The sequence below is a fragment of the Meinhardsimonia xiamenensis genome, assembly GCF_900102905.1.
GTDB lineage: Bacteria > Pseudomonadota > Alphaproteobacteria > Rhodobacterales > Rhodobacteraceae > Meinhardsimonia > Meinhardsimonia xiamenensis.
In genome coordinates, this window is sequence record NZ_FNFV01000004.1 from 1 (window position 1) to 21,150 (window position 21,150).

20 protein-coding genes, 1 pseudogene and 1 riboswitch are annotated in these 21,150 nt (G+C 67.3%); of the genes and pseudogenes, 8 read left to right on the forward strand and 13 right to left on the reverse strand.

The window, feature by feature from the left end:
* Positions 1–16: 16 nt before the first annotated feature.
* The 3 genes from tnpC to BLQ14_RS09030 are packed head-to-tail and all read right to left on the reverse strand — an operon-like array spanning position 17 to position 2,232.
* Positions 17–1,531, reverse strand: a complete 1,515-nt coding sequence (gene tnpC, locus BLQ14_RS09020) for an IS66 family transposase (protein WP_092500240.1) — start codon at positions 1,529–1,531, stop codon at positions 17–19.
* Between the two features lie 54 nt (positions 1,532–1,585).
* The gene (tnpB, locus tag BLQ14_RS09025; protein ID WP_092500241.1) at positions 1,586–1,939 is read right to left on the reverse strand and encodes an IS66 family insertion sequence element accessory protein TnpB; all 354 of its coding nucleotides are present in this window, start codon (positions 1,937–1,939) and stop codon (positions 1,586–1,588) included.
* Positions 1,936–2,232, reverse strand: coding sequence for a transposase (locus tag BLQ14_RS09030; protein WP_245657043.1), 297 nt, complete (start codon positions 2,230–2,232; stop codon positions 1,936–1,938). Before BLQ14_RS09030 ends, tnpB begins: the two co-directional genes overlap by 4 nt.
* Before the next feature lie 363 nt (positions 2,233–2,595).
* Between BLQ14_RS09030 and BLQ14_RS09035 the strand changes: the two genes are divergently transcribed.
* On the forward strand, positions 2,596–3,483 hold the full coding sequence (locus BLQ14_RS09035; RefSeq protein WP_245657076.1) for a transposase: 888 nt from the start codon (positions 2,596–2,598) through the stop codon (positions 3,481–3,483).
* Positions 3,402–4,152, forward strand: a pseudogene (locus BLQ14_RS09040) (IS256 family transposase); the annotation flags it as partial. The gene BLQ14_RS09035 and the pseudogene BLQ14_RS09040, both read left to right, overlap by 82 nt.
* Positions 4,153–4,453: 301 nt before the next feature.
* Here the strand turns inward: BLQ14_RS09040 and BLQ14_RS09045 are convergent.
* Complete coding sequence (locus tag BLQ14_RS09045; protein ID WP_092500244.1) at positions 4,454–5,239, reverse strand: hypothetical protein; 786 nt, start codon at positions 5,237–5,239, stop codon at positions 4,454–4,456.
* Positions 5,240–6,063: 824 nt separating this feature from the next.
* Between BLQ14_RS09045 and BLQ14_RS09050 the strand changes: the two genes are divergently transcribed.
* The 4 genes from BLQ14_RS09050 (at position 6,064) to BLQ14_RS09065 (ending at position 9,654) form a co-directional block, all read left to right on the forward strand.
* Positions 6,064–6,672 carry a glutathione S-transferase gene (locus tag BLQ14_RS09050; protein ID WP_092500245.1) on the forward strand — a complete coding sequence of 203 codons (609 nt, stop codon included), beginning with the start codon at positions 6,064–6,066 and terminating at the stop codon, positions 6,670–6,672.
* A gap of 251 nt (positions 6,673–6,923) precedes the next feature.
* The gene (gene petA / locus BLQ14_RS09055) at positions 6,924–7,490 is read left to right on the forward strand and encodes a ubiquinol-cytochrome c reductase iron-sulfur subunit (protein ID WP_092500246.1); all 567 of its coding nucleotides are present in this window, start codon (positions 6,924–6,926) and stop codon (positions 7,488–7,490) included.
* A gap of 11 nt (positions 7,491–7,501) precedes the next feature.
* Positions 7,502–8,842: a cytochrome b gene (gene petB / locus BLQ14_RS09060; RefSeq protein WP_092500247.1), complete on the forward strand. Its 1,341-nt coding sequence runs from the start codon at positions 7,502–7,504 to the stop codon at positions 8,840–8,842.
* A gap of 14 nt (positions 8,843–8,856) precedes the next feature.
* Positions 8,857–9,654 carry a cytochrome c1 gene (locus BLQ14_RS09065; protein WP_092500248.1) on the forward strand — a complete coding sequence of 266 codons (798 nt, stop codon included), beginning with the start codon at positions 8,857–8,859 and terminating at the stop codon, positions 9,652–9,654.
* A 59-nt stretch (positions 9,655–9,713) separates the two neighbouring features.
* Here the strand turns inward: BLQ14_RS09065 and BLQ14_RS09070 are convergent, their stop codons facing one another.
* From BLQ14_RS09070 to thiB, 3 genes are read right to left on the reverse strand one after another with little or no spacing between them, the layout of a single operon-like run.
* Entirely contained in the window at positions 9,714–10,418 is a 705-nt protein-coding gene (locus BLQ14_RS09070) for a thiamine ABC transporter ATP-binding protein (protein WP_092500249.1), read from the reverse strand.
* The gene (locus tag BLQ14_RS09075) at positions 10,402–11,970 is read right to left on the reverse strand and encodes a thiamine/thiamine pyrophosphate ABC transporter permease ThiP (RefSeq protein ID WP_092500250.1); all 1,569 of its coding nucleotides are present in this window, start codon (positions 11,968–11,970) and stop codon (positions 10,402–10,404) included. Before BLQ14_RS09075 ends, BLQ14_RS09070 begins: the two co-directional genes overlap by 17 nt.
* Positions 11,946–12,938, reverse strand: a complete 993-nt coding sequence (gene thiB, locus BLQ14_RS09080) for a thiamine ABC transporter substrate binding subunit (protein ID WP_092500251.1) — start codon at positions 12,936–12,938, stop codon at positions 11,946–11,948. The genes BLQ14_RS09075 and thiB overlap by 25 nt, the downstream gene beginning before the upstream one ends.
* A 37-nt stretch (positions 12,939–12,975) precedes the next feature.
* Positions 12,976–13,084: riboswitch (TPP riboswitch) on the reverse strand.
* Positions 13,085–13,161: 77 nt separating this feature from the next.
* Between thiB and aroC the strand changes: the two genes are divergently transcribed.
* Both aroC and BLQ14_RS09090 read left to right on the forward strand, forming a co-directional pair.
* Positions 13,162–14,265 carry a chorismate synthase gene (aroC, locus tag BLQ14_RS09085; protein WP_092500252.1) on the forward strand — a complete coding sequence of 368 codons (1,104 nt, stop codon included), beginning with the start codon at positions 13,162–13,164 and terminating at the stop codon, positions 14,263–14,265.
* Positions 14,266–14,276: 11 nt separating this feature from the next.
* On the forward strand, positions 14,277–15,221 hold the full coding sequence (locus BLQ14_RS09090; RefSeq protein WP_092500253.1) for an AEC family transporter: 945 nt from the start codon (positions 14,277–14,279) through the stop codon (positions 15,219–15,221).
* 3 nt (positions 15,222–15,224) lie between these two features.
* Here BLQ14_RS09090 and BLQ14_RS09095 read toward each other — a convergent pair whose 3' ends face one another.
* The 6 genes from BLQ14_RS09095 to ade all read right to left on the reverse strand — a co-directional run bounded on the left by BLQ14_RS09095 (position 15,225) and on the right by ade (position 21,141).
* On the reverse strand, positions 15,225–15,632 hold the full coding sequence (locus BLQ14_RS09095; protein ID WP_092500254.1) for a thioredoxin family protein: 408 nt from the start codon (positions 15,630–15,632) through the stop codon (positions 15,225–15,227).
* A gap of 17 nt (positions 15,633–15,649) precedes the next feature.
* Positions 15,650–16,363, reverse strand: a complete 714-nt coding sequence (locus BLQ14_RS09100; protein ID WP_092500255.1) for a cytochrome c biogenesis CcdA family protein — start codon at positions 16,361–16,363, stop codon at positions 15,650–15,652.
* A gap of 69 nt (positions 16,364–16,432) precedes the next feature.
* Positions 16,433–17,305, reverse strand: coding sequence for a DMT family transporter (locus BLQ14_RS09105; protein WP_092500256.1), 873 nt, complete (start codon positions 17,303–17,305; stop codon positions 16,433–16,435).
* Positions 17,306–17,432: 127 nt separating this feature from the next.
* The gene (locus BLQ14_RS09110; protein ID WP_092500257.1) at positions 17,433–17,720 is read right to left on the reverse strand and encodes an HU family DNA-binding protein; all 288 of its coding nucleotides are present in this window, start codon (positions 17,718–17,720) and stop codon (positions 17,433–17,435) included.
* A 137-nt stretch (positions 17,721–17,857) separates the two neighbouring features.
* Positions 17,858–19,336, reverse strand: a complete 1,479-nt coding sequence (locus tag BLQ14_RS09115; RefSeq protein WP_092500258.1) for an AMP nucleosidase — start codon at positions 19,334–19,336, stop codon at positions 17,858–17,860.
* Positions 19,333–21,141 (reverse strand): adenine deaminase, encoded by a 1,809-nt coding sequence (ade, locus tag BLQ14_RS09120; RefSeq protein WP_092500259.1) that lies wholly within the window; start codon positions 21,139–21,141, stop codon positions 19,333–19,335. Before ade ends, BLQ14_RS09115 begins: the two co-directional genes overlap by 4 nt.
* Between the last annotated feature and the right edge of the window lie 9 nt (positions 21,142–21,150).

Here is a 21,150-nt window from a genome sequence, read left to right on the forward strand (position 1 = left end):
GTAAGCGGTGCGCCGATCACACTGGCTGGGCGTAATTCCAAGGCAGCAGGGCGTCGATATCGGATTGCTTGTGGCCATTGATGATGGCCCGGAGCGTCGCCGTTATCCAGGCGTGGGGATCGACGGCGTTGAGCTTGCAGGTTTCGATCAGCGAGGCCAGCATCGCCCAGTTCTGTGCGCCGGCGTCATGGCCTGCGAAGAGGGCGTTCTTTCGGTTGAGCGCGATGGGGCGGATGCTGCGTTCGACGGCATTGTTGTCGATCTCGATGCGGCCGTCGGTCAGGAACAGGGTCAAGCCGCCCCGGTATTTGGCGATGTATTTGAGGGCTTCACCGAGCGGGGACTTGGCGGAGACGCGGGCACGGTGGGTGGTGAGCCAAGCCTCGAATGCGTCGATGATCGGCTTTGAGCGTGCTTGTCTTTCGGACAGGCGGGCCTGGGGCTTCTGACCGCGGATGTCCTTCTCGATCCGATAGAGGGCGGCAATCTGTTTCAGCCCCTCATCGGCAATCGGCGTTGTGCCGGTCTGGGCGACTTCATGGAGCTTGCGCCGGGCGTGCGCCCAACAATACGCCAGCTGGATATCCTGGGTTGGCCGTTTGAGCAGCCGGTTGTAGCCCGCATAGCCGTCCACTTGCAGGGTTCCTGTGAAGCCTTTGAGGATGCCCTCGGCGTATTGGCCGGATCGGCCCGGTGCGTAAGTGAAGGCCACGCCCGGCGGGGCACCGCCGCCCCAGGGGCGGTCATCGCGGGCCAAGACCCAGAAGTATCCCGTCTTGGTTTTGCGGCGACCTGGGTCCAGCACCGGCGCCGTGGTCTCATCCATGAACAGCTTGGTGGATCGCTTCAGGTTCGCCAGCAGCGCGTCATAGACGGGTTTGAGTTCAAACGCCGCGCGTCCGACCCAGGCTGCCAGCGTGGAGCGGTCGAGATCGATGCCTTGGCGGCTGTAAATCTGGGCCTGCCGGTACAGGGGAAGGTGGTCGGCGTATTTGGCTACGATCACATGCGCCACCGTGGCCTCGGTCGGCATGCCGCCGGGGATCAGGTGCGCGGGTGCCGGAGCCTGGACGATCCCGCCCTCGCAGGACCGGCAGGCATACTTTGGACGGCGGGTGACGATCACCCGGAACTGTGCCGGCACGATATCCAGCCGTTCGCTGACATCCTCGCCAATGACATGCCGCTCGTGGCCGCAGTCGCAGACCGTGCTCTCGGGTTCGATCACGTCTTCGATGCGCGGCAGGTGTTTCGGCAGCGATCCCCGGTTGGTCTTGCGCGGCGTCGAGGTTCGCATCGGCGTGACCAGCGGATTGACCTCACCTTCGGTCTCGACCTGGGCAATCGCGGTCTCGATATCCTCCAGCGCCAGCTCGAACTGATCCGGATCGATCTTCTCGGACTTGCGCCCGAACAGCGCTTGTTTGAAGGCCGCGACCAAGGCTTCCAGACGTGCGTTCTGCTCCTGCTGGGCCAGGATGATGGCCTTCAGGGCCTCGATGTCATCGGGAAGATTTGCCGCCGCGTTCATGGGGGTGATCTATCAAAATCGCGCGGGAAGCACCCGCCAAAACATCCCCATGATTCACTCTGCCGCAGTCGGCGGACGCGCCGCCAGAGCCTTCACTTTCCGCCAGTCCAATCCGGCAAACAGCGCTTCGAACTGGGCATGGTTCAATGACATCAGGCCGTCGCGGATCGCTGGCCAGGTGAAGGTCGTCTCCTCCAGCCGCTTGTAGATCATCACCAGCCCGGTGCCGTCCCAATAGAGCAGCTTCAGCCGGTCGGCCCGCTTGGCGCGGAACACGAACACCGTCCCGGTGAACGGCTCTTTGCGCAACTCGTTCTTCACCAGGGCCGCCAGCCCGTCATGGCCTTTCCGGAAGTCCACCGGCTTCGTCGACACAACGATCCGTACCCGGTTCGACGGAAAAATCATGCCCCGAGTGCCCGCACAATCTCTGCAATCCGTACCGCCGGGGTCGCCTCGTCCAGCCGGATCACCACATCGCCGCAGACAATCTCAACCGTTGCGTCCCCGGCTCCCACCGTACAGTCGGTCAGCTCTTCGATAACCATCGGCGCGAACTCAGGCTCCGGTTCCGGCAGTGCCGGCAGCACCAGCTTCCCCTCCCGCGCCATCCGCCGCCATTCCGACAGATGATTGGGCCGCATGTTATATCGCCGGGCAACCTCATTCACCGTCGTCCCCGGCTCCAACGTCTCAGCCACGATCCGCGCTTTCACATCATCCGGCCACCGCCTCCGACCGCGAGGTCCGACAATCACCTCACTGAGAAACTCCGCTGAGTGCTCCATGGAGAAAGTCCCTACAAATCGACACAACGCCGGGACTCGCAGATCACACGCTCACAGGAAAGGTGGGGCCAACGCACCGCTTACGGATCAGCGTGGGTTCCTCGATCTGGACGAGCGGTATGCGGCGCTGTCGAGGGCCGGCGATCCGCTGGAGCGGCTGGCAGCGGTGGTGGATTTCGAGCTGTTCCGGCCCGAGCTCGACGCGGTGCTGAAGCGGTCTGACCGGAAGAAGGGCGGCCGCCGATGGACGCGGTGTTCGGCCCCTCACTCCGACCGATGGCGTCCGGGGCCTCACGGTTCAAGGTGCTCGTCCTTCAGGCGCTCTACAACCTGTCGGACGCGCAGGCGGAGTTCCAGATCCTCGACCGGCGCAGCTTCGGGCGGTTCCTCGGGATCGACGACGGCGACAGGGTTCCCGACGAGACCACGATCTGGTGCTTTCGCGAGGCTCTGGTGCAGGCGAACGCAATCGAGCGGCTGTTCGCGCGGTTCGATGCGTATCTGCGCGCGGCGGGGTGTCTGGCGATGAGCGGGCAGATTGTCGATGCCTCGATCGTCGCCGCCCCGCGCCAGCGGATGAGCGAGGAGGAGCGGGCGATCGTGAAGGGCGGCGGCACTCCGGAGGGGTGGAAGGAGAAGCCCGCGAAGCTTGCGCAGAAGGGTGAGCCCATGAGCGCGCCACGGGTTCGAGCGCCATGGGCGAACGACGCGCGCTGGACGCTCAAGCGCGGCCGGCGCAAGCGCCGCCCGGACGGCAGCCTGATGGCCGAGATCGCCACGCCGGTGTTCGGCTACAGTGAGCGGGAGAACGCCATGGTTCGAGTGAACCCGCGAACACATATCAACGTCGACCGCCGCTTCGTGCTGATCCGCAAGTGGTCGGTCACCGACGCGTTCGGGGCCGTCCTGGAACCGGTGGCGGCCGACCCCTCACCTCATGACGGTCGTGAGCTCGGCCGGCTTCTTGACCGGGAGAACATCGCGCTGGGGGTGTGGGCCGACACCGCCTATCGCTCGCAGAAGAACGAGAAGCGCATCAACGCGGCTGGTCTGCGGTCGATGATCCATTTCCGCAAGCCCCCGGGGAAGGGCCTTACGTCTGGCTGGACGCGATCTATCTCAAGGTGCGCCAGGGCGGGCGGATCGTCTCTGTGGCCGCCATAATCGCTGTGGCGGCCAACACCGACGGACGCCACGAGATCAACGGCCTGGGACTTGGCCCGTCGGAGGCTGAAACCTTCTGGATGGACTTCCTCAGGGGGCTCAAGGCCCGTGGCCTCGACGGCACCAAAGTTGGTGATCAGCGACGCGCACAACGGCCTCAGGGCGGCCATCGAGCGCGTGTTCGAGGCCACGTGGCAGCGTTGCCGCGTCCACTGGATGCGCAACGCCCCGGCCCATGTCTCACGTGGCCAGCACACCGTCGTCGCCGCCGCGATCCGCCAGGCCTTCATCCAACCCGACCGCGCATCAGCCGGCGAGAGCTGGCGGCGTGTGGCCGATCAACTCCGCCCGCGCTGGCCCAAGCTGGCCGAGTTGATGGACGACAGCGAACACGACGTCCTGGCCTACATGGCCTTCCCGCGCCAGCACCGCACCAAGCTGCATTCGACCAACCCGATCGAGCGCCTCAACAAGGAAGTGAAACGCCGCGCCGATGTCGTCGGGATTTTCCCGAACGAGGCTTCCATCATGCGCCTGATCGGCGCCGTGCTCTTCGAACAGAATGACGAATGGCAAACCGCCAGTCGATACATGATGGTCGAGGCCTTCGCCCAAATCGACCACGAAGAGGTCGACCCCATTCTCAGCATCACAACCAAAGCCGCCTGATCATGACCTCAGACGACCCGAAAAATCACACCACCTTGACGGACGTGACCGCAAATCCAGCACGTCCCGGCCGACCCCGAGATGGGCGAACGCCTTCTGGAGAAGGCGCGGCGGATCATCGCAATCCTGTGGGAGCAGGATAGCGGGGTGAGGACGGCGGAGGCGTTACGGAGAGTGTCGCCCGAACGCCGTGCGGGCGGCGTGGCGCGGGTTCAGACGCGTCTTGGAGGCGTTCGTTCCATGTTCCAGGCGGGCAAAATGGTACACCGCGCCGGCGAAAGGTCGGTGGAGGCCTGGTTAATCAAGGTGACCGGCCGCCTCCTTTCGCGCGGTCGGTTGTCGCGCCGATGCGGCCTTCACGGTTGTCTCGCCGGGCGGAGGGGCTGCCCGTGGCGCCGATCACGCACTGAAGTGCCTTGGGCAGGCGTTCGAGCGTGCAAAGGCCGTGGATGCCATTTGCGCAAAGCCAGTCCCGATGAACAGCCACCACACGAACCGGGAAACCCCGTCTGAGGCCGACAATGCGGGCGGCGGCCAAGCGATGGGTTGCGCCGTTCTCGTGCCAAAGCGTGCCGTCAGCCCACACAACCGCCTTGGCTATGCCGCCTGTGGTGCCCGGCGTGACCCGACCGGCAACGTAGCCCTCGCGAGACATGCTCTCGAGAAGATTCAAAAAGCAGGCGCGGATGAGGTCCTCAATCCGGTCGGGGTCGGTAATTGTCAGCCCCTTGTGTTTCCACAGCCCGACAGTCCGGAGCGCTTGGGCGATGTGACGCCATGTCTCGCTGGCTTCCAGTTTCCCCCGGTTCTCCCAGACGTCGAGCATGCGGCGGAAGGTCTTCCCGTCCTCAATTCTTCCTCGCTGCCAGCGGCGCCCGTCAATGTCGAACCGTCTCGCCTCGCGTGCCAGCCGGTTGATGGCCAAGCGGGCCGGTCTTGGAAGCGGGCGGGCCATGGAAGGGGCGCGCCAGAGCCGGTAGCGCCGCAGATCGCGGATGTTGCCCGCCACCGACAAAGGGTCACATTCGATGACCAGTGCATCCGAGCCCAGCCGGTAGCGTACAATCCAATCCTGCAAAGGCAACATGGGATTTTGGCGACCTCGTTTCGTGCCGGCTCGACGGAAATGCTGCGGGATGTGGTCTAGGAACTGGTGTCCACCGCTTGTTCATATCCGGTGCTGCTCGCTCTCTTGGCGGCGAGCATCGCGGACACCTTTCTTATTATTGCACTAGGCGGTGAACTTTTCAACTTTCGTGTGGCTGGTCACACTCGATTTCCTCCTGAACGGCTGATGCCAAAATGCATTTTCCGGATCCCAAATATCATGCTCGCGAGGTTCCGCTGCCTTGCCGCACAAGACGCACAAAACCTTGCTATTCCCCGTGCGCATCTGCGCGGGGTTCCCCCGCGATGCCGTCGTGGTGAACTCTCCTCAGACCGCCCCCGTGACGGGCTGGGCCCATGCGCCCCGCCAAGCCCATGCCCGTGCTCGTGCCGAGAACGCCGAACTCTTCCGTGCATGACCGGGTCGCTCAATCAGATCGCGAAGCGCCATGGTCTTAGGCCTGCGATAAACGCCTCGCCCGCCTGTACGGCGATGCGATCAGTGCCTTCTGCCACCCCGTCCGCCTCAACCTGCGCCTCCTCGCCCGCTGGCTGGGGCTTGTTGGGCTTCGCATCCTGCCGCGCGCCCTAACGCCTCGCGCGGCTCCCGAAATGCCATGCGGACAACCGGGGCCGTTCGGTCGCTGCCAGGCGAAGGCGGCGCGGGTGACGGGCTGTTCGACCGGGAGGCATGGGTCAGCGCGATCCCGTCATGTTGCCCGTCCGACATGCGTGCACGACCCATGGACAGCGCGCAGCCCCCGGCATAGCCTCTCGTGCCGATCATGACGGGAGGAGCGTGACGTGCTCAAGCTTTACGACAACCCGGCCTCGCCGTTCTGCCGAAAGGTGCGTGTGCTTCTGCACGAGGCCGGACGAGCAGATGAGGTGGAGCTTGCCTTTTCGGTGGGCCATCCGCTGGCGCCCGAACGGATGCCGGTCGAGGAAAACCCCCTGGGCAAGATTCCCTGCCTGGTGCGCGAGGAGGGACCGGCGCTTTATGACAGCCGGGTGATCTGCCGCTATCTCGACGAGCGCTTCGGCGCGGGGCTCTACCCTGCCGACCGCATCTGGGAGGTGCTGACGCTCGAGGCGACCGCCGACGGGATCATGGATGCCGCCGTGCTGATGGTCTACGAGGCGCGCTGCCGGCCCGGGGAGATGCGCTATGCGCCCTGGGTCGAAGCGCAGTGGGAGAAGATCGCGCGCACGCTCGATGCGCTGGAGGGGCGCCGGATGGATCATCTCCACCGCCCGCTCGACATTGGCCAGATCGCGCTGGGCTGCGCACTGGGGTATCTCGATTTCCGCCATGGCGGGCGGAACTGGCGCGAGGGCAGGGCGCGCCTTTCGGACTGGTTTGCGGAGTTCTCGCCGCGGCCGGCCATGCAGGCCACGATCCCCACCGGCTGAAGCGGCACCGCCCCGGCTGCGCAGCGGCCGCCGGGCCATATCGGTCCCTGTGCTGCCGTGGCCGTGTGCGCGGTTGTGTCGGCACCCGGGCAACGCCCCCGCGAAACCGGCCGGCTGCGACGTAAACACCGCTGGACGAGCCCATGGCGCGAAGCTAAAAGCCGCGAGGTATCGGCCGGGCCGCTTCCAGCGGCGCTGGAGCCTTGCACCCGTGAGACTGGCCCGGTGGGCCGGAAAATGGAGACGCACTCGTGACCCAGACAGAAGTTCACGATCCCGATCGGCGCGATTTCATCTACTACGCGACGGCGGGTGCCGCCACGGTCGTCGCCGGCGCCGCGATCTGGCCGCTGATCGACCAGATGAATCCTTCCGCCGACGTTCTGGCGCTCAGCTCGATCCGGGTTGACATCGACGGAGTCGAGGAGGGCACGCAGCTGACCGTGAAGTGGCGCGGCAAGCCGGTGTTCATCCGCCACCGCACGCAGGCCGAGATCGAGGAGGCGCGCAACGTTTCGCTCGACGAGCTCATCGATCCCTTCGCGCGCAACGCGAACCTGCCCGAGGATGCGCCGGCGACCGACGAAAACCGCCTGATCGACCCCGAGCGGCCCGAGTGGCTGATCGAGATCGGGGTGTGCACGCATCTGGGCTGCGTGCCGATCGGTGACGGCGCGGGCGAGTACAACGGCTGGTTCTGCCCCTGCCACGGGTCGCACTACGATACCTCGGGCCGCATCCGCAAAGGGCCCGCGCCACGCAATCTTGACGTTCCGGTGGCCCGTTTCGACGGCGAGACCACCATCGTTCTCGGCTGAGGGAGGCGACGATGTCCGGAATTCCCCACGACCACTACGAACCGAAGACCCGGTTCGAGAAGTGGCTGCATCAGCGCCTGCCGATCGTCGCGCTGATGTATGACACGCTGATGATCCCCACCCCCAAGAACCTCAACTGGATGTGGGTCTGGGGCATCGTGCTGACCTTCTGCCTTGCGTTGCAGATCGTCACCGGCATCGTGCTGGCGATGCATTACACGCCGCATGTCGATCTGGCCTTCGCCAGCGTCGAGCACATCATGCGCGACGTGAACTACGGCCACATGCTGCGCTACTTCCACGCCAACGGCGCCTCGCTCTTCTTCGTCGCCGTGTATCTGCACATCTTCCGCGGGCTCTACTACGGCTCCTACAAGTCGCCGCGCGAGGTGACCTGGATCATCGGCATTCTCATCTACCTCGCGATGATGGCGACCGCCTTCATGGGCTATGTGCTGCCGTGGGGGCAGATGTCGTTCTGGGGGGCGACGGTGATCACCGGCCTCTTCGGGGCCATCCCCTTCGTGGGCGATGCCATCCAGACCTGGCTTCTGGGCGGGCCGGCGGTGGACAACCCCACGCTCAACCGCTTCTTCTCGCTGCACTACCTGCTGCCGTTCATCATCGCGGCGCTGGTGATCGTGCACATCTGGGCCTTCCACACCACCGGCAACAACAACCCCACCGGGGTGGAGGTGCGCCGCACCTCGAAGGAGGAGGCGGCGAAGGATACCGTGCCGTTCTGGCCCTACTTCGTGATCAAGGACTTCTTCGCGCTGTCCTTCGTGCTGGTGGTGTTCTTCGCCATCGTGGCCTTCATGCCGAACTATCTCGGCCACCCCGACAACTACGTCGAGGCGAACCCGCTGGCCACGCCGGCCCACATCGTGCCCGAATGGTACTTCCTGCCCTTCTACGCGATCCTGCGCGCCTTCACCGCCGATGTGTGGGTGGTGCAGCTGGCCAACTTCATCACCGGCGGCATTATCGATGCCAAGTTCTTCGGGGTTCTGGCCATGTTCGGCTCGATCCTGGTGATGGCGCTGGCGCCCTGGCTTGACACCTCCATGGTGCGCTCGGGCCGTTACCGGCCGATGTTCAAGTGGTGGTTCTGGCTCCTGGCGCTCGACTTCCTGGTGCTGATGTGGTGCGGCAGCCAGCCGCCCGAGGGGCTGGTTCCGGCGCTCTCGCTGATCGGCACGAGCTACTGGTTCTTCTACTTCCTCATCCTGCTGCCGGTGCTCGGTGTGATCGAGAAGCCGCTGCCGCAGCCGGCGACGATCGAGGAAGACTTCATCGCCCATTACGGGCATGCCGATGGCGGCGCGACCTCCGCCAAGCCGGCCGAGTGAGAAAGGACAAGGCGATGATGCGCAAGATTACCGCAACCACGCTGACCGTTCTCGCGCTCGCCAGCGGCGGCGCCTGGGCGGCCGGCGGCGAGGGGCATGTCGAGGATGTCGATTTCTCCTTCGAAGGGCCCTTCGGTGTCTATGACCAGATCCAGCTCCAGCGCGGACTGAAGGTCTACACCGAGGTCTGCTCTTCCTGCCACGGCCTCAAGTATGTGCCGATCCGCACGCTGTCGGACGAAGGCGGCCCGGCGCTGCCCGAGGAGCAGGTGCGCGCCTATGCCCAGAATTTCGAGGTGTGGGACGAGGAGCTTCGGGACTACCGTACGGCCACGCCCAACGACCATTTCCCGGAATCGGCCAACGAGCAGGCGCCCGACCTGAGCCTCATGGCCAAGGCGCGCGCGGGCTTTCATGGGCCCATGGGTCTCGGGCTGAACCAGCTCTTCAAGGGCATGGGTGGGCCGGAATACATCTACTCGCTTCTCACCGGATACACCGGCGAGGAGAAGGAGGTGGCAGGTACCGTGTTCTATGAGAACACCGCCTTTCCGGGCGGCTGGATCGCAATGGCCCCGCCGCTCTACGGCGAGGACGTCGAGTTTGACGACGGCCACCCGAACACGCTCGAGAACGAGGCGGAGGATGTCGCGGCCTTCCTGATGTGGGCCGCCGAGCCGAAGATGAACGCGCGCAAGCGCGCGGGCTTCGTCGGCGTCACCTTCCTGATCGTGCTGACGGTGCTTCTCTATCTGACCAACAAGCAGATCTGGGCGCCGGTGAAGCGGGCGGCGGCGCGCAAGTCCGCCTGAATCGCGCGCAGTTGAACCGGAACGGGGCGCGCTCCTGAAGGGCGCGCCCCTTTTCCGTTTCACGCGCCGTTTCCGAGATACGCGGCGAGCGCCGGCGGCGGATTGCCCAGAAGCGCTTCGGTGGGCGCGGGGGGTGCCGCGCGGCCCTCGGCCACGACAACGGTGAGCGGGGCAAAGCGGCGGGCATCCTCGGGGTCGTGGCTCACCAGAAGCGCGGTCATCCCCTCGGCCTCGACGATCTCGGCGACGAGGTCGAGCATGTCGGCCTTCAGTGCTGGCCCGAGGGCGGCGAAGGGCTCGTCGAGCAGCATCAGCGAGCGGCGGCGCAGCAGCATCCGCGCCAACGCCACGCGCCCCTGCTGGCCGCCCGACAGCGCCGCCGGCCGCCTGTCGCCGAGCCCGGCGAGCCCCACCCGGGCGAGAGCCGTATCCACCCTTGCCCATTCCTCGTCCGAGAGCCTCAGCGAAGGGCGGATGCCCAGCGCGGCATTCTGGCGGGCGGTCAGGTGCGGAAACAGGTTGTTGTCCTGAAACAGGATCGAAAGCGGCCGTTTGCCGGGTGGCAGCGCGGTGATGTCGCGCCCCTCCCACAGGATCCGGCCCGACTCGGGTTTCAGAAACCCGGCAATTGCGGCAAGGAGTGTCGACTTGCCGGCACCGGATGGCCCGATGACCGCCACGCGGGCGCGGGCCGGCACCTCGAAGTCGGCGTCGAGCGTGAAGTCGCCGAGCCGGAGGTGCAGTTGTTCAAGCCTGAGCGCCAAGTCGCCCTCCCCGGTCGAAGGCCACGAAGAGGCCGAGGCTCAGGGCCAGGAGCACGAGCGCCGCGCCGGCCGCCTCTTCCATGCGGTAGCTGGCCATGAGCTGGTAGAGATAGAGCGGCAGCGTCGCCTCTGCGGGATCGACGAAAAGCGCCACCACCCCGAGGTCGCCCGCCGAGAGCGCGGCGGCAAGACCGGTGGCAAAGCCCAAGGGGCGCGCGAGGCGCGGGAGGAGGAAGATGCGCAGCCGCGTCAGCCCCTTCATTCCGAGCGAGTCGGCCAGCCGGCCATAGGCTGCCTCGGCCTCGGTCAGCGCCGGAAGGATCGCGCGCATCACGAAGGGCAGGCTCATCACCGCATTCACCAGCGCGGTGACGGGAAGTGCAAGTGAAACGGGGTCTGCGAAGGGGAAGATGACGATGAAGAGCCCCACGCCGATGACCAGCGGCGAGGTGGCCACCGGCAGGTAGGCCACCGTCTCGGCCAGCGCTGAGCCTGCGCGGCCGGCGTTATGGATGAAGACCGCGAGCGGCAGCGCGAGGGCAAGCGTCAGCGCCGCCGCCGCGAGCGCCACGGCAAGCGAACGCCCCGCTGCCCAGAGCACCGCCCCCGGCAGGCGCGTGATCCCGGCGAGCCCGTCGGCCACCACCGCGCCAAGGGGCGTGAGCAGGAAGGCCGCGGCGAGGCAGGTGGCGATGGCGTCGATGAGTTTGAGCTGCGTTGCGCCTGCGTCCCAGCGCTGCACGGCGCGGTCAAGGCCGCCGCCCATTTCCGCAGGCAGGCTTGCTCCGCGCGCAAGCGCCGCGGCGGTGGCGCAGATTGCCACCTGCACGAGACCCAAGAGAGCCGCGTGGCCGAGGTCGAACTCGAAGCGGAAGGCCTGGTAGATGGCAAGCTCCACCGTCGTTGCGCGCGGCCCGCCCCCCAGCGCAAGCGCCACGGCAAAGCTCGTGGTGCAGATGAGGAAGATCACCAGAGCAGCACCGGGCAGCACCGCGCGCAGCATCGGCAATTCCAGAAGCCGGAAGGTCTCGCGCGGGCCGAAGCCCAGAGAGGCCGCGAGGCGGAAGCGTTCGCCGGGAATCGAAAGCCAGCCGTGCAGGATGAGCCGCGTGGCCAGCGGCAGGTTGAAGAACACATGCGCCAGCACCACGCCATGCAGGCCGTAGATGTGGATGGGAGGCAGGCCGAAGACGCCGAGGATATGGGAGATGAGCCCATTGCGGCCAAACACCGCCAGAAGCCCCAGCACCGCGACGATCACCGGCAGGATGAAGGGGGCGCCCATCAGCGTGACGAGCGCGCGCCGGCCGGGAAACTGCCGCCGGGCCAGGGCGCGGGCCACCGGCAGGGCAAGCCCCACGCTGAAGAGCGCCGAAAGCGTGGCCTGCAGGAGGGTGAAGCGCACCGCTGCCCAATCGGCCGACTGCAACGCGGTCCACCCCTCGGCCCGGAGCGCCACTGCCGCGAGCGTGCCGAGCGCCAGCGCAACGACAAGCGCGGCCGCGAGCGCCCCGGGCCAGTGGCGGATCACTGGCTGAGCGCCTCGCGCCAGACCTCGAGCGCCGCGTCACGCACCTTGGCGGCCTCCGCCGGCGGGTAGAGAAGCGACCGCTCGGGTGTGATCAGCGTCTCGAAGCCCTTGGGCAGGCCCATCTCGGGCATCAGGGCGGGATACATCCAGTTGGTGGTGGGCAGCACGCTCTGCGCCATGTCCGAAAGCATGAAGCGCAGGAAGGACTGGGCAAGTTCCGGCTGATCGGATGAGGCGATGCGGCCCATCACCTCGATCTGCATGTAATGGCCTTCCTCGAAGGGGGCGGCGGCCTTTGTATCGTCGCCCTCGGCGATGAGGTGATAGGCCGGCGAGGTGGTGTAGCTCAGCACCATGTCGGCCTCGCCGTCGAGGAACATGCCATAGGCCTCGGACCAGCCCTTGGTGACGGTGACGATGTTGTCCGCAAGCCCCTCCCAGATGGCGCGCGCCTCGTCGCCATAGGCAGCCTGCACCCACAGAAGAAGCCCAAGGCCGGGGGTGGAGGAGCGCGGATCCTGGATCACGATCTTCAGATCGCTCGCGGCAAGCTCGCGGAAGTTCTTCGGCACATTCGTGACCTTGCTGCGGTCATAGACGAAGGCGAACCAGCCCCAGTCATAGAGCAGGAAGATTTCGTCATCCCATTCCACGGGCAGGGCGAGCTCGACATCCTCGATGCCGTGCTTTGCAAAGAGCCCGGTCTCGGCCGCGGCGGCGGTGAGGTTGGTGTCGAGCCCCAGCACCACATCGGCACGGGTGCGCGTGCCCTCGAGCTTCAGCCGCCCCAGCATTGCCGCGCCGTCGCCGGTGCCGACGAGGTTGAGGTCGCAGTTGCAGACCGCCTCGAAATCCTTCTCGATCTGTGGCCCCGGCCCCCAGTCGGAGACGAAGCTGTCGTAGGTGTAGACAGTCAGAACGGGTTTCTCTTCCGCCGCCACGGGCAGGGCGAGGCCAAGGGCCGTGGCAAGAGTGATGGCATATCGCATGGGGGTCTCCTCCATTGCGACGGTCGGGCCGGGTCTGGAGGCATCCAGGAACCTTCCCTCCGCCGGTGCTAGCCGGTTCAGGTTCAACGGGTTCGGGGGCGCGGCCCCCATCTCAGCCCCGCAGCGGGGCACCCCGAGGTGTCAACAAGACATACTCCCCGTCCGGGGCGCGGGCAAGCGCGCACCCTTTCCTCGGCGCGGCGAAGCGGCTATTGCGCGTGCCATGAGCTACAACACCTTCGGCCACCTTTTCCGCGTCACCACCTGGGGCGAAAGCCACGGGCCGGCCCTGGGCTGCGTCGTTGACGGCTGCCCGCCGAACATCCCGCTCGAGGAGGCGGCGATCCAGCGCTGGCTTGACCGGCGCCGGCCCGGCCAGAGCCGCTACACCACCCAGCGGCGCGAGCCTGACGCCGTGCGCATCCTCTCGGGCGTCTTCGAGGGGCGCACCACCGGCACGCCGATCAGCCTGATGATCGAGAACACCGACCAGCGCTCGAAGGACTACGGCGAGATCGCCGAGAAGTTCCGCCCCGGCCACGCCGACATCACCTACTGGCAGAAATACGGCATCCGCGACCCGCGCGGCGGCGGGCGTTCCTCGGCGCGGGAGACGGCGGCACGCGTGGCCGCGGGGGGCGTGGCGCGGGCGGTGCTGGCCGAGCTTCTGCCGCAGGTGCAGATCACCGGCTACATGGTGCAGATGGGCGCGCATGCGATCGACCGCGCCCGCTTCGACTGGCAGGAGATCGAGCGCAACCCGTTCTGGTGCCCCGATGCCGAGACCGCCGCCGCCTGGGCCGAGGAGCTCAACGCGCTGCGCAAGGCGGGCGATTCCGTCGGTGCCGTGGTGGAGGTGGTGGCGCGCGGCGTGCCGGCGGGGCTGGGTGCGCCCGTCTATGCCAAGCTCGACACCGAGATTGCCGCCGCGCTCATGTCGATCAACGCGGTAAAGGGGGTGGAGATCGGCGAGGGCATGGCCGCGGCGGCGCTCAGGGGCTCGGAGAACGCCGACGAGATCTTCATGGGCGAGACCGGCCCCGAGTTCTCCTCCAACCACGCGGGCGGCATCCTTGGCGGCATCTCCACCGGGCAGGACATCGTGGCGCGCTTTGCGGTGAAGCCCACCTCATCCATCCTCACCCCGCGCCGGACGATCACGAAATCGGGCGAGGAGACGGAGATCGTCACCAAGGGCCGGCATGACCCCTGCGTCGGCATCCGCGCGGTGCCGGTGGGCGAGGCGATGATGGCCTGCGTCATTCTCGACCAGTTCCTGATGCATCGCGCGCAGCTGGGCGAGGGCGGCGGCGGGCGCATCGGCTGAGGCGCGCGGCCTTGGGCGCGATCCTTTCCATCACCTTTCCGATCTTTGCCGTCATCGCGCTTGGCTACGGCGTGGTGCGCGCGGGCCTCTTCCGCCCGGCCGAGATGGAGGTGCTGGGCCGCTTCGTGCTCAACCTTGCGCTGCCGGCGCTTCTGTTCTCGGCGGTGGCCTCGCGGCCGCTCGGGGCGGTGATCGATCCCGCCTACATGGGGCTTTACGCCATTGCGGGGGTGGTGACGCTGGTGCTCGTCACCGCGGCGCTGCGGCTTCTGGGCGTCGGCCCCCGGCGGCGGGCGGTGGCCGCACTTGGCGTGGCCTGCCCGAACTCGGGTTTCGTCGGCTACCCGATGTTCCTTCTTGTCTTTCCCGATCTCGCCGGCCGCATTCTCGCGCTCAACTTTCTTGTCGAGATGGTGGTGATGATCCCGCTGTCGCTGATGCTCCTGGAGGCGGCGCGGCAGGAGGGCCCCGCCTCGCCGCTCGCCGCTCTCTGGCGCTCCTTCGCGGGCCTGTTCCGCAGGCCGATGATGCTGGCACTCCTCGCCGGCGTTGCCGCCTCGGCGGCGGATCTCGCCATGCCGGCCCCGGCGGAGCGGGCGCTTGCGCTGCTCGCGCAGGCGGCGGGGGCGGTCTCGCTCATCGTCATCGGCGGCTCGCTCGTGGGCCTGCCGCGGAAGGGGAACGTGGTGCTTGCCGCCCAGATCGCCTTCGGCAAGCTCGTTGTCTTTCCGGCCATCGCCATTGCGACGCTTGCCACCGCCGCCGCCCTTGTCCTGCCCCTGCCCGAGGAGCGGATGGTCGCGGCGCTCATCCTGACCGCCGCCTTGCCGATGTTCTCGATCTTCCCGGTGCTTGCGCAGGAATACGGGCAGGGCGGGGCGGCGTCGCTGGCGATGCTGGCGACGACCGCGCTTTCCTTCTTCACCCTCTCGGGGCTTCTGTGGTGGCTGCTCTGAGCCTCAGCTCGCGCCTGCCGCTGCCAGTGCGGTATCCATCAGCGCCTTGATCTCGGCGCGCGAGGTGCCGGCGACGATGCGGCCGAGCTCCCTGTCGCCCTTGAGCACGACGAGGGTGGAGCGGCGCGGGATCTTCAGCGCCCGGGTGATCTCGGCGCCGCGGTAGGTGTCCCAGTCCACGTTGATGAAGGTGATCGCCTGCTCATAGGCGGGGTTCTCGGCCTTGAGTGCCTCGATCACCCGCTCCTGCGCGGCGCAGGTGGTGCACCAGCTCGCCTTGAAGTCGAGAAACACGACCTTTCCCTCCGCCAGCGCCTTTTTCACGAGGCCGGGCGTGTAGTTCTCCGCGGCCAGCGCGGGTGTGGCGAGGGCGAGCGCGGCGGTTCCGGCCAGGAACAGACGACGATGCATGCGGATTCTCCTTCGTGTCAAAGCGAAACGGACAGGTCGACGAGCCAGGCGGGTAGGATCTGCAGCGCCTGGTATTCGAGCCAGTGATGAAGCCGGAAGAGGAGCCCGGCGCCCACGGCGATGAAGACCACGCCCATGACCGGCCGGGCGCGGGTGGCAAGCGCGCGCATCCACGACTGGCGGCGGCGGATGGCGGCGCGCGCGCCATAGGCAAGCGCCATGATCACCGTCGAGACGCCCAGGGCGAAGGCGGCCATGATCGCGGCGGCGTGGCCAAGCGCCTGGCCTTGGCTGGCAAGCGAGATCGCCCCGCCGAGCGTGGGGCCGACGCAGGGCGTCCATACCGCGCCGAGCAGCAGCCCGGCGGCGAACTGGCCGCGCAGGCTTGCGCGGTCAAGCTCCTCCATCCGCGCGTCAGCGAGCGCCGAGAGCCCGGCCGTGGCAGAGGCGAAGCGTGCAGAGAGGCGGGGGAGCAGCAGAACAAGGCCGAAGCCGATCATCAGCACCGCGCCGATGTCGGCGATGGTCTCCGGCGTCAGCCCCAAGGCGTAGCCGAAGGCCGAGACGCCAAGGCCGAGCACGACGAAGGAAAGGCTCATGCCGGCGGCAAGCAGGATCGGTCCCGACCGGCCTGCCTGCAGCGCCGTTGCCAGCACGATCGGCAGGATCGGCAGAACGCAAGGGTTGATGAGGGTCAAGAGCCCTGCGCCGTATCCGAAGAGATATTCCATGGCCCCAGTGATGCCGCCCGGAGGCGCGCGTGTCACCCGCCGGGCCACCCACGGCCGATCACGAGCGCGTCAGGCGGCGCGCTGGCGCGAGAGCTGCACGGCGAGTATGCCGGCCGTCACCACGGCAACGCCGATCACGTCCCACAGCCCCATCGCCTCGCCCAGGAACGCCCAGGCCACGGCGACGCCGAAGAAGGGGGTGAGGAAGTGGAAGGTTGCCGCCCGCACCGCGCCGATGCGGTTGACAAGGCGGAACCACACCCATGTGGCGGCGAGGCCCGGCACCAGCGTGGTGTAGGTGAAAGCGGCGGCAAGCCGCCAGGTCCAGTTCACCGACCACTCTTCGAGGGGAATGGCGAAGACAGCGAGGGACGCCGAGCCGATCAGCATCTGCAGCCCCACGATCATCAGGAAGTTCCCGCCCGAGGTCGCGCCGCGCACGGCAAGGGTCGCCACCGTCAGCGCCACGGCCGCGATCACGCAGAGCGTGACCCCGAAGGCGTCGGCGCCGCCGCCCGTCAGCCGCGTGCCCATGATCAGGGCCACCCCCGCGAAGCCGGCCGCAAGCCCCGCGATACCGAGCGGCGGCAGCCGCTCGCCGAGCGCCGCCCAGCTCGCGAAGGCCACCATGAGCGGCATCGAGGAGGCGATAATGGCCGCAAGAGAGGCCTCCACCCACTGCATGGCCACGAAGTTGAGCCCGAGATAGAGCCCGTTCTGGCACAGGCCGAAGACGATGGTGGCGATCCACTGCGGCCGCGTCAGCCGCCAGTTCTGCCCCGAGGCCAGCGCGAGGCCCACGGCGATGAACCCCGAGATCAGAAAGCGCAGGGACAGCGCCGTGAGCGGCGGGGCGTCGGCGACGATCATGCGCGCGGAGGTGAAGGCCGAGGCCCACATGATGGCAAAGGCCACCCCCATGGCGATTGCGCGCATGTCCATGAGCCCTGCCTCCTTGCCGCTTCTTCCGCTTTCTGTGCGGCAAGGGCGCGGCGGGTGCAAGCAGCCAGACCAAATGAAAAGGGGCCGCCTCGCGAGCAGCCCCCCTCTTCTCGCGCTTCGGACAGGCTCAGCCGTTGACGCTGTCCTTCAGTGCCTTGGCGATGGTCATCTTCACCACCTTGTCGGCGGGCTTCTTGATCTGCTCGCCGGTGGCGGGGTTGCGCACCATGCGCTCGGGCCGCTCGCGGCAGTAGATCTTGCCCACGCCGGGCAGCGTCACCGCCCCGCCGGCGGCAACTTCGCGGGTGATGACGGTGGTCAGCGCCTCGAGCGCCGCCGCCGCGGTCTTCTTGTCGGCGCCCATTTCCTCGGCGATCGCGGCGACGAGCTGGGTCTTGGTCAGAGGCTTTGCCATGTGATTTTTCTCCTCACGGTCCCTGTCCCTTCCGGACTGCTGCATGCTTCTAGCGGATCATTGATGCGCCTGACAATGAATTGCGCACCGCTGCGGCGCGATTTTGCTGTGGAAAGCGATGATTTCCGGCCGCCACATTACAGGAATGCGGTCTCCTCGAAACTTCTGAGCTTGCGCGAATGGATGCGCTCAAGCGGCATCTCGCGGATGATCTCCATCGCGCGCACGCCGATCTGCAGATGACGCGAGACCTGCGTGCGGTAGAATTCCGAGGCCATGCCGGGCAGCTTGAGCTCCCCGTGCAGGGGCTTGTCGGAGACGCACAGCAGCGTGCCATAGGGCACGCGGAAGCGAAAGCCATTGGCGGCGATGGTGGCCGATTCCATGTCAAGCGCGATGGCGCGGGACTGGGAAAGCCTCTTCACCGGCCCCGAGACCTCGCGCAGCTCCCAGTTGCGGTTGTCGATGGTGGCCACGGTGCCGGTGCGCATGATGCGCTTGAGTTCGTAGCCCTCAAGCTGCGTCACCTCCGCCACGGCGCGCTCGAGCGCCACCTGCACCTCGGCGAGCGGCGGGATCGGCACCCACACCGGCAGGTCGTCGTCAAGCACGTGGTCCTCGCGCAGATAACCGTGCGCGAGAACGAAATCGCCCAGCCGCTGCGAGTTTCTCAGCCCCGCGCAATGCCCGACCATGAGCCAGGCGTGCGGGCGCAGCACGGCGATGTGGTCGGTCGCGGTCTTGGCGTTGGAGGGGCCGACGCCGATGTTGACGAGCGTGATGCCGGAATTGTCCGGCCGGGTGAGGTGGTAGGCCGGCATCTGCGGCATCTTCTCCAGCGGCGGCAAGGGTGCTCCGGGACTGGTGATGATCATGTTTCCCGGCCCCACGAGGGCCTCATAGCCGCTTTCCGGATCGGCGAGCGCGCTGCGGGCGAAGGCCTCGAACTCCTCGACGTAGAACTGGTAGTTGGTGAAGAGCACGTGGTTCTGGAAGTGCTCGGGCGCGGTGGCGGTGTAATGGGTGAGCCGTGCCAGCGAATAGTCGATGCGCTGGGCGGTGAAGGGCGCAAGCGGGCGCGCCCCGTCGGGGTAGCGGAAGCCGAGGCCATTGACGATGTCGTCATGCATGGTCGCAAGGTCCGGCACGTCGAAGAGGTCGCGCAGCTGAAAATCGAGCGCGCCGTCGTGGGGCACCGTCATGCCTTCGCCGACGGCGAAATGGATCGGTATCGGCGTCTCGGACGGGCCGATGAGCACCGGTACGCCGTGATTGCGCAACAGAAGCCCGATCTGCTGGGTGAGATAGCCCGAGAACAGATCGGGCCGGGTGACGGTGGTGGCGTAGGTGCCGGGCTCGGCGACATGGCCGAAGCTCAGCCGGCTGTCGGCGTGTCCGAAGCTCGTGGTGATGAAGCGGATCTCGGGGTAGAAGGCGCGGTGGCGTTCACTGAGGGGTCCTTTCGAGAGGGCGCGGGTGAATGCTTCCCGAAGAAAGGCGGTGGCCTCCTCGTAGAGCTCCTCAAGCCGCGCCACGGCGGCCACCGGGTCGGTGAAGCTTTCGTGCGGGCGCCGCTCGGGTGTGCGCACCGGCAGTTCTGGGGCGGTTGTGTTCATGTCTTCTCCGCAAAGAGGTCGGTGATCTCGAAACGGGTGACATCGACGAGTCCGAGGTCCGAGATCCTGAGTTCGGGAATCACCACGAGCGCGAGCAGCGAATGCTGCATGTAGGCGTTGTTGAGGGTGCAGCCGCAGGCGGCCATCGCCTCGACCACGCTCTGCGCCTTCGCCGCGACCTCCCGTGCCGGGGCATCCGACATCAGCCCCGCAATCGGCAGCTCGACGAGCGCGATCTCCCGCCCCTCGCGCCAGACGGTGACGCCGCCGCCCACCTCCGCCAGCCGGTTGGCGGCCGCGGCCATGTCGGCGCGCGAGGTGCCGACGACGATCATGTGATGGCTGTCATGGGCCACGGTCGAGGCCACGGCCATCGGCCCGCGGTAGCCGAAGCCCGAGACGAAACCGTTCACCACCTTGCCGGTGCCGCGGTGGCGCTCGACCAGCGCGATGTGGCAGACGTCCTGCGCCTCGTCGCGCTCCACCGCGCCGTCGCGCACCTTGAGCTCGGCGGTGAGCGCGCGTGTCGGCGCCTGGTTCTCGACCACGCCGATCACCTTTACCTTCACGCGGTTCGCGCCCGCGGGGGCCTCGGCGCGAAAATCCTCCGCCGCGAGCCGGCGGCCGAGATGCACCGTGGCGCGGGTGTCGGCCGGCCAGTCGAGATGGGGGCAGTCGACAAGGCATTCGCCCTGACGCGCCACCAGCCGCCCGCGGGCGAAGACCTCTTCGATGGGCAGCGCGCGCAGATCGGAGGTGAGGATCAGATCGGCCCGCCGCCCCGGCGCGATGGAGCCAAGCTCGCGCTCCAGCCCGAAATGGGTGGCGGTGTTGATCGTGGCCATCTGCAGCGCGACCAGCGGATCGCAGCCGCAGTCGATGGCGTGGCGCACCACCCGGTTCATGTGCCCGTCATGCACCAGCGTGCCGGAGTGACAGTCGTCGGTGCAGAGGATGAAGCCGCGCGGATCGAGCCCCTTTTCGGTGACGGCGGTGATCTGGGCCTTCACGTCATACCATGCCGAGCCGAGCCGCAGCATCGCCCGCATCCCCTGCCGCACCCGCGCGATCGCATCCTCCTCGCGCGTGCCCTCATGGTCGTCGGCCGGCCCGCCGGCGACATAGGCGTGAAAGGCGGGGCCGAGATCGGGGCTGGCGTAGTGACCGCCCACGGTCTTGCCGGCGCGCTGGGTGGCGGCGATCTCGGCCAGCATCTTGGCATCACCCGCGATGACGCCCGGAAAGTTCATCATCTCGCCAAGCCCCACGATGCCGGGCCAGGCCATCGCCTCGGCCACGTCCTCGGGGGTGATCTCGTGGCCGGTGGTCTCGAGCCCCGGCGCCGAGGGCGCGCAGGAGGGCATCTGGGTGAAGATGTTGACGGGCTGCATCAGCGCCTCGTCATGCATGAGCCGCACGCCCCTCAGGCCCAGCACATTGGCGATCTCGTGGGGGTCAACGAACATCGTCGTGGTGCCGTGGGGGATGACGGCGCGGGCGAATTCCGCGGGCGTCAGCATACCCGATTCGATGTGCATGTGCCCGTCGCACAGGCCGGGGACGAGGAAGCGGCCGCCCGCGTCGATCACCTGCGTCTGCGGCCCGATGCAGTGCCCCGCATCGGGGCCGACATAGGCAAAGCGCCCCTCGGCGATGGCGACTTGCCAGCCGTCGAGCAGCTCGCGGCTGTGCACGTTCACGACGCGCCCGCCGGTGATGACGGTATCGGCCGGCGCGCGGCCCGCGGCAACGGCGACAAGGCGCGGCGCCGCCTCGGGCCAGGATTTGATCATCCGGTCAGTCATGGCCGAAGC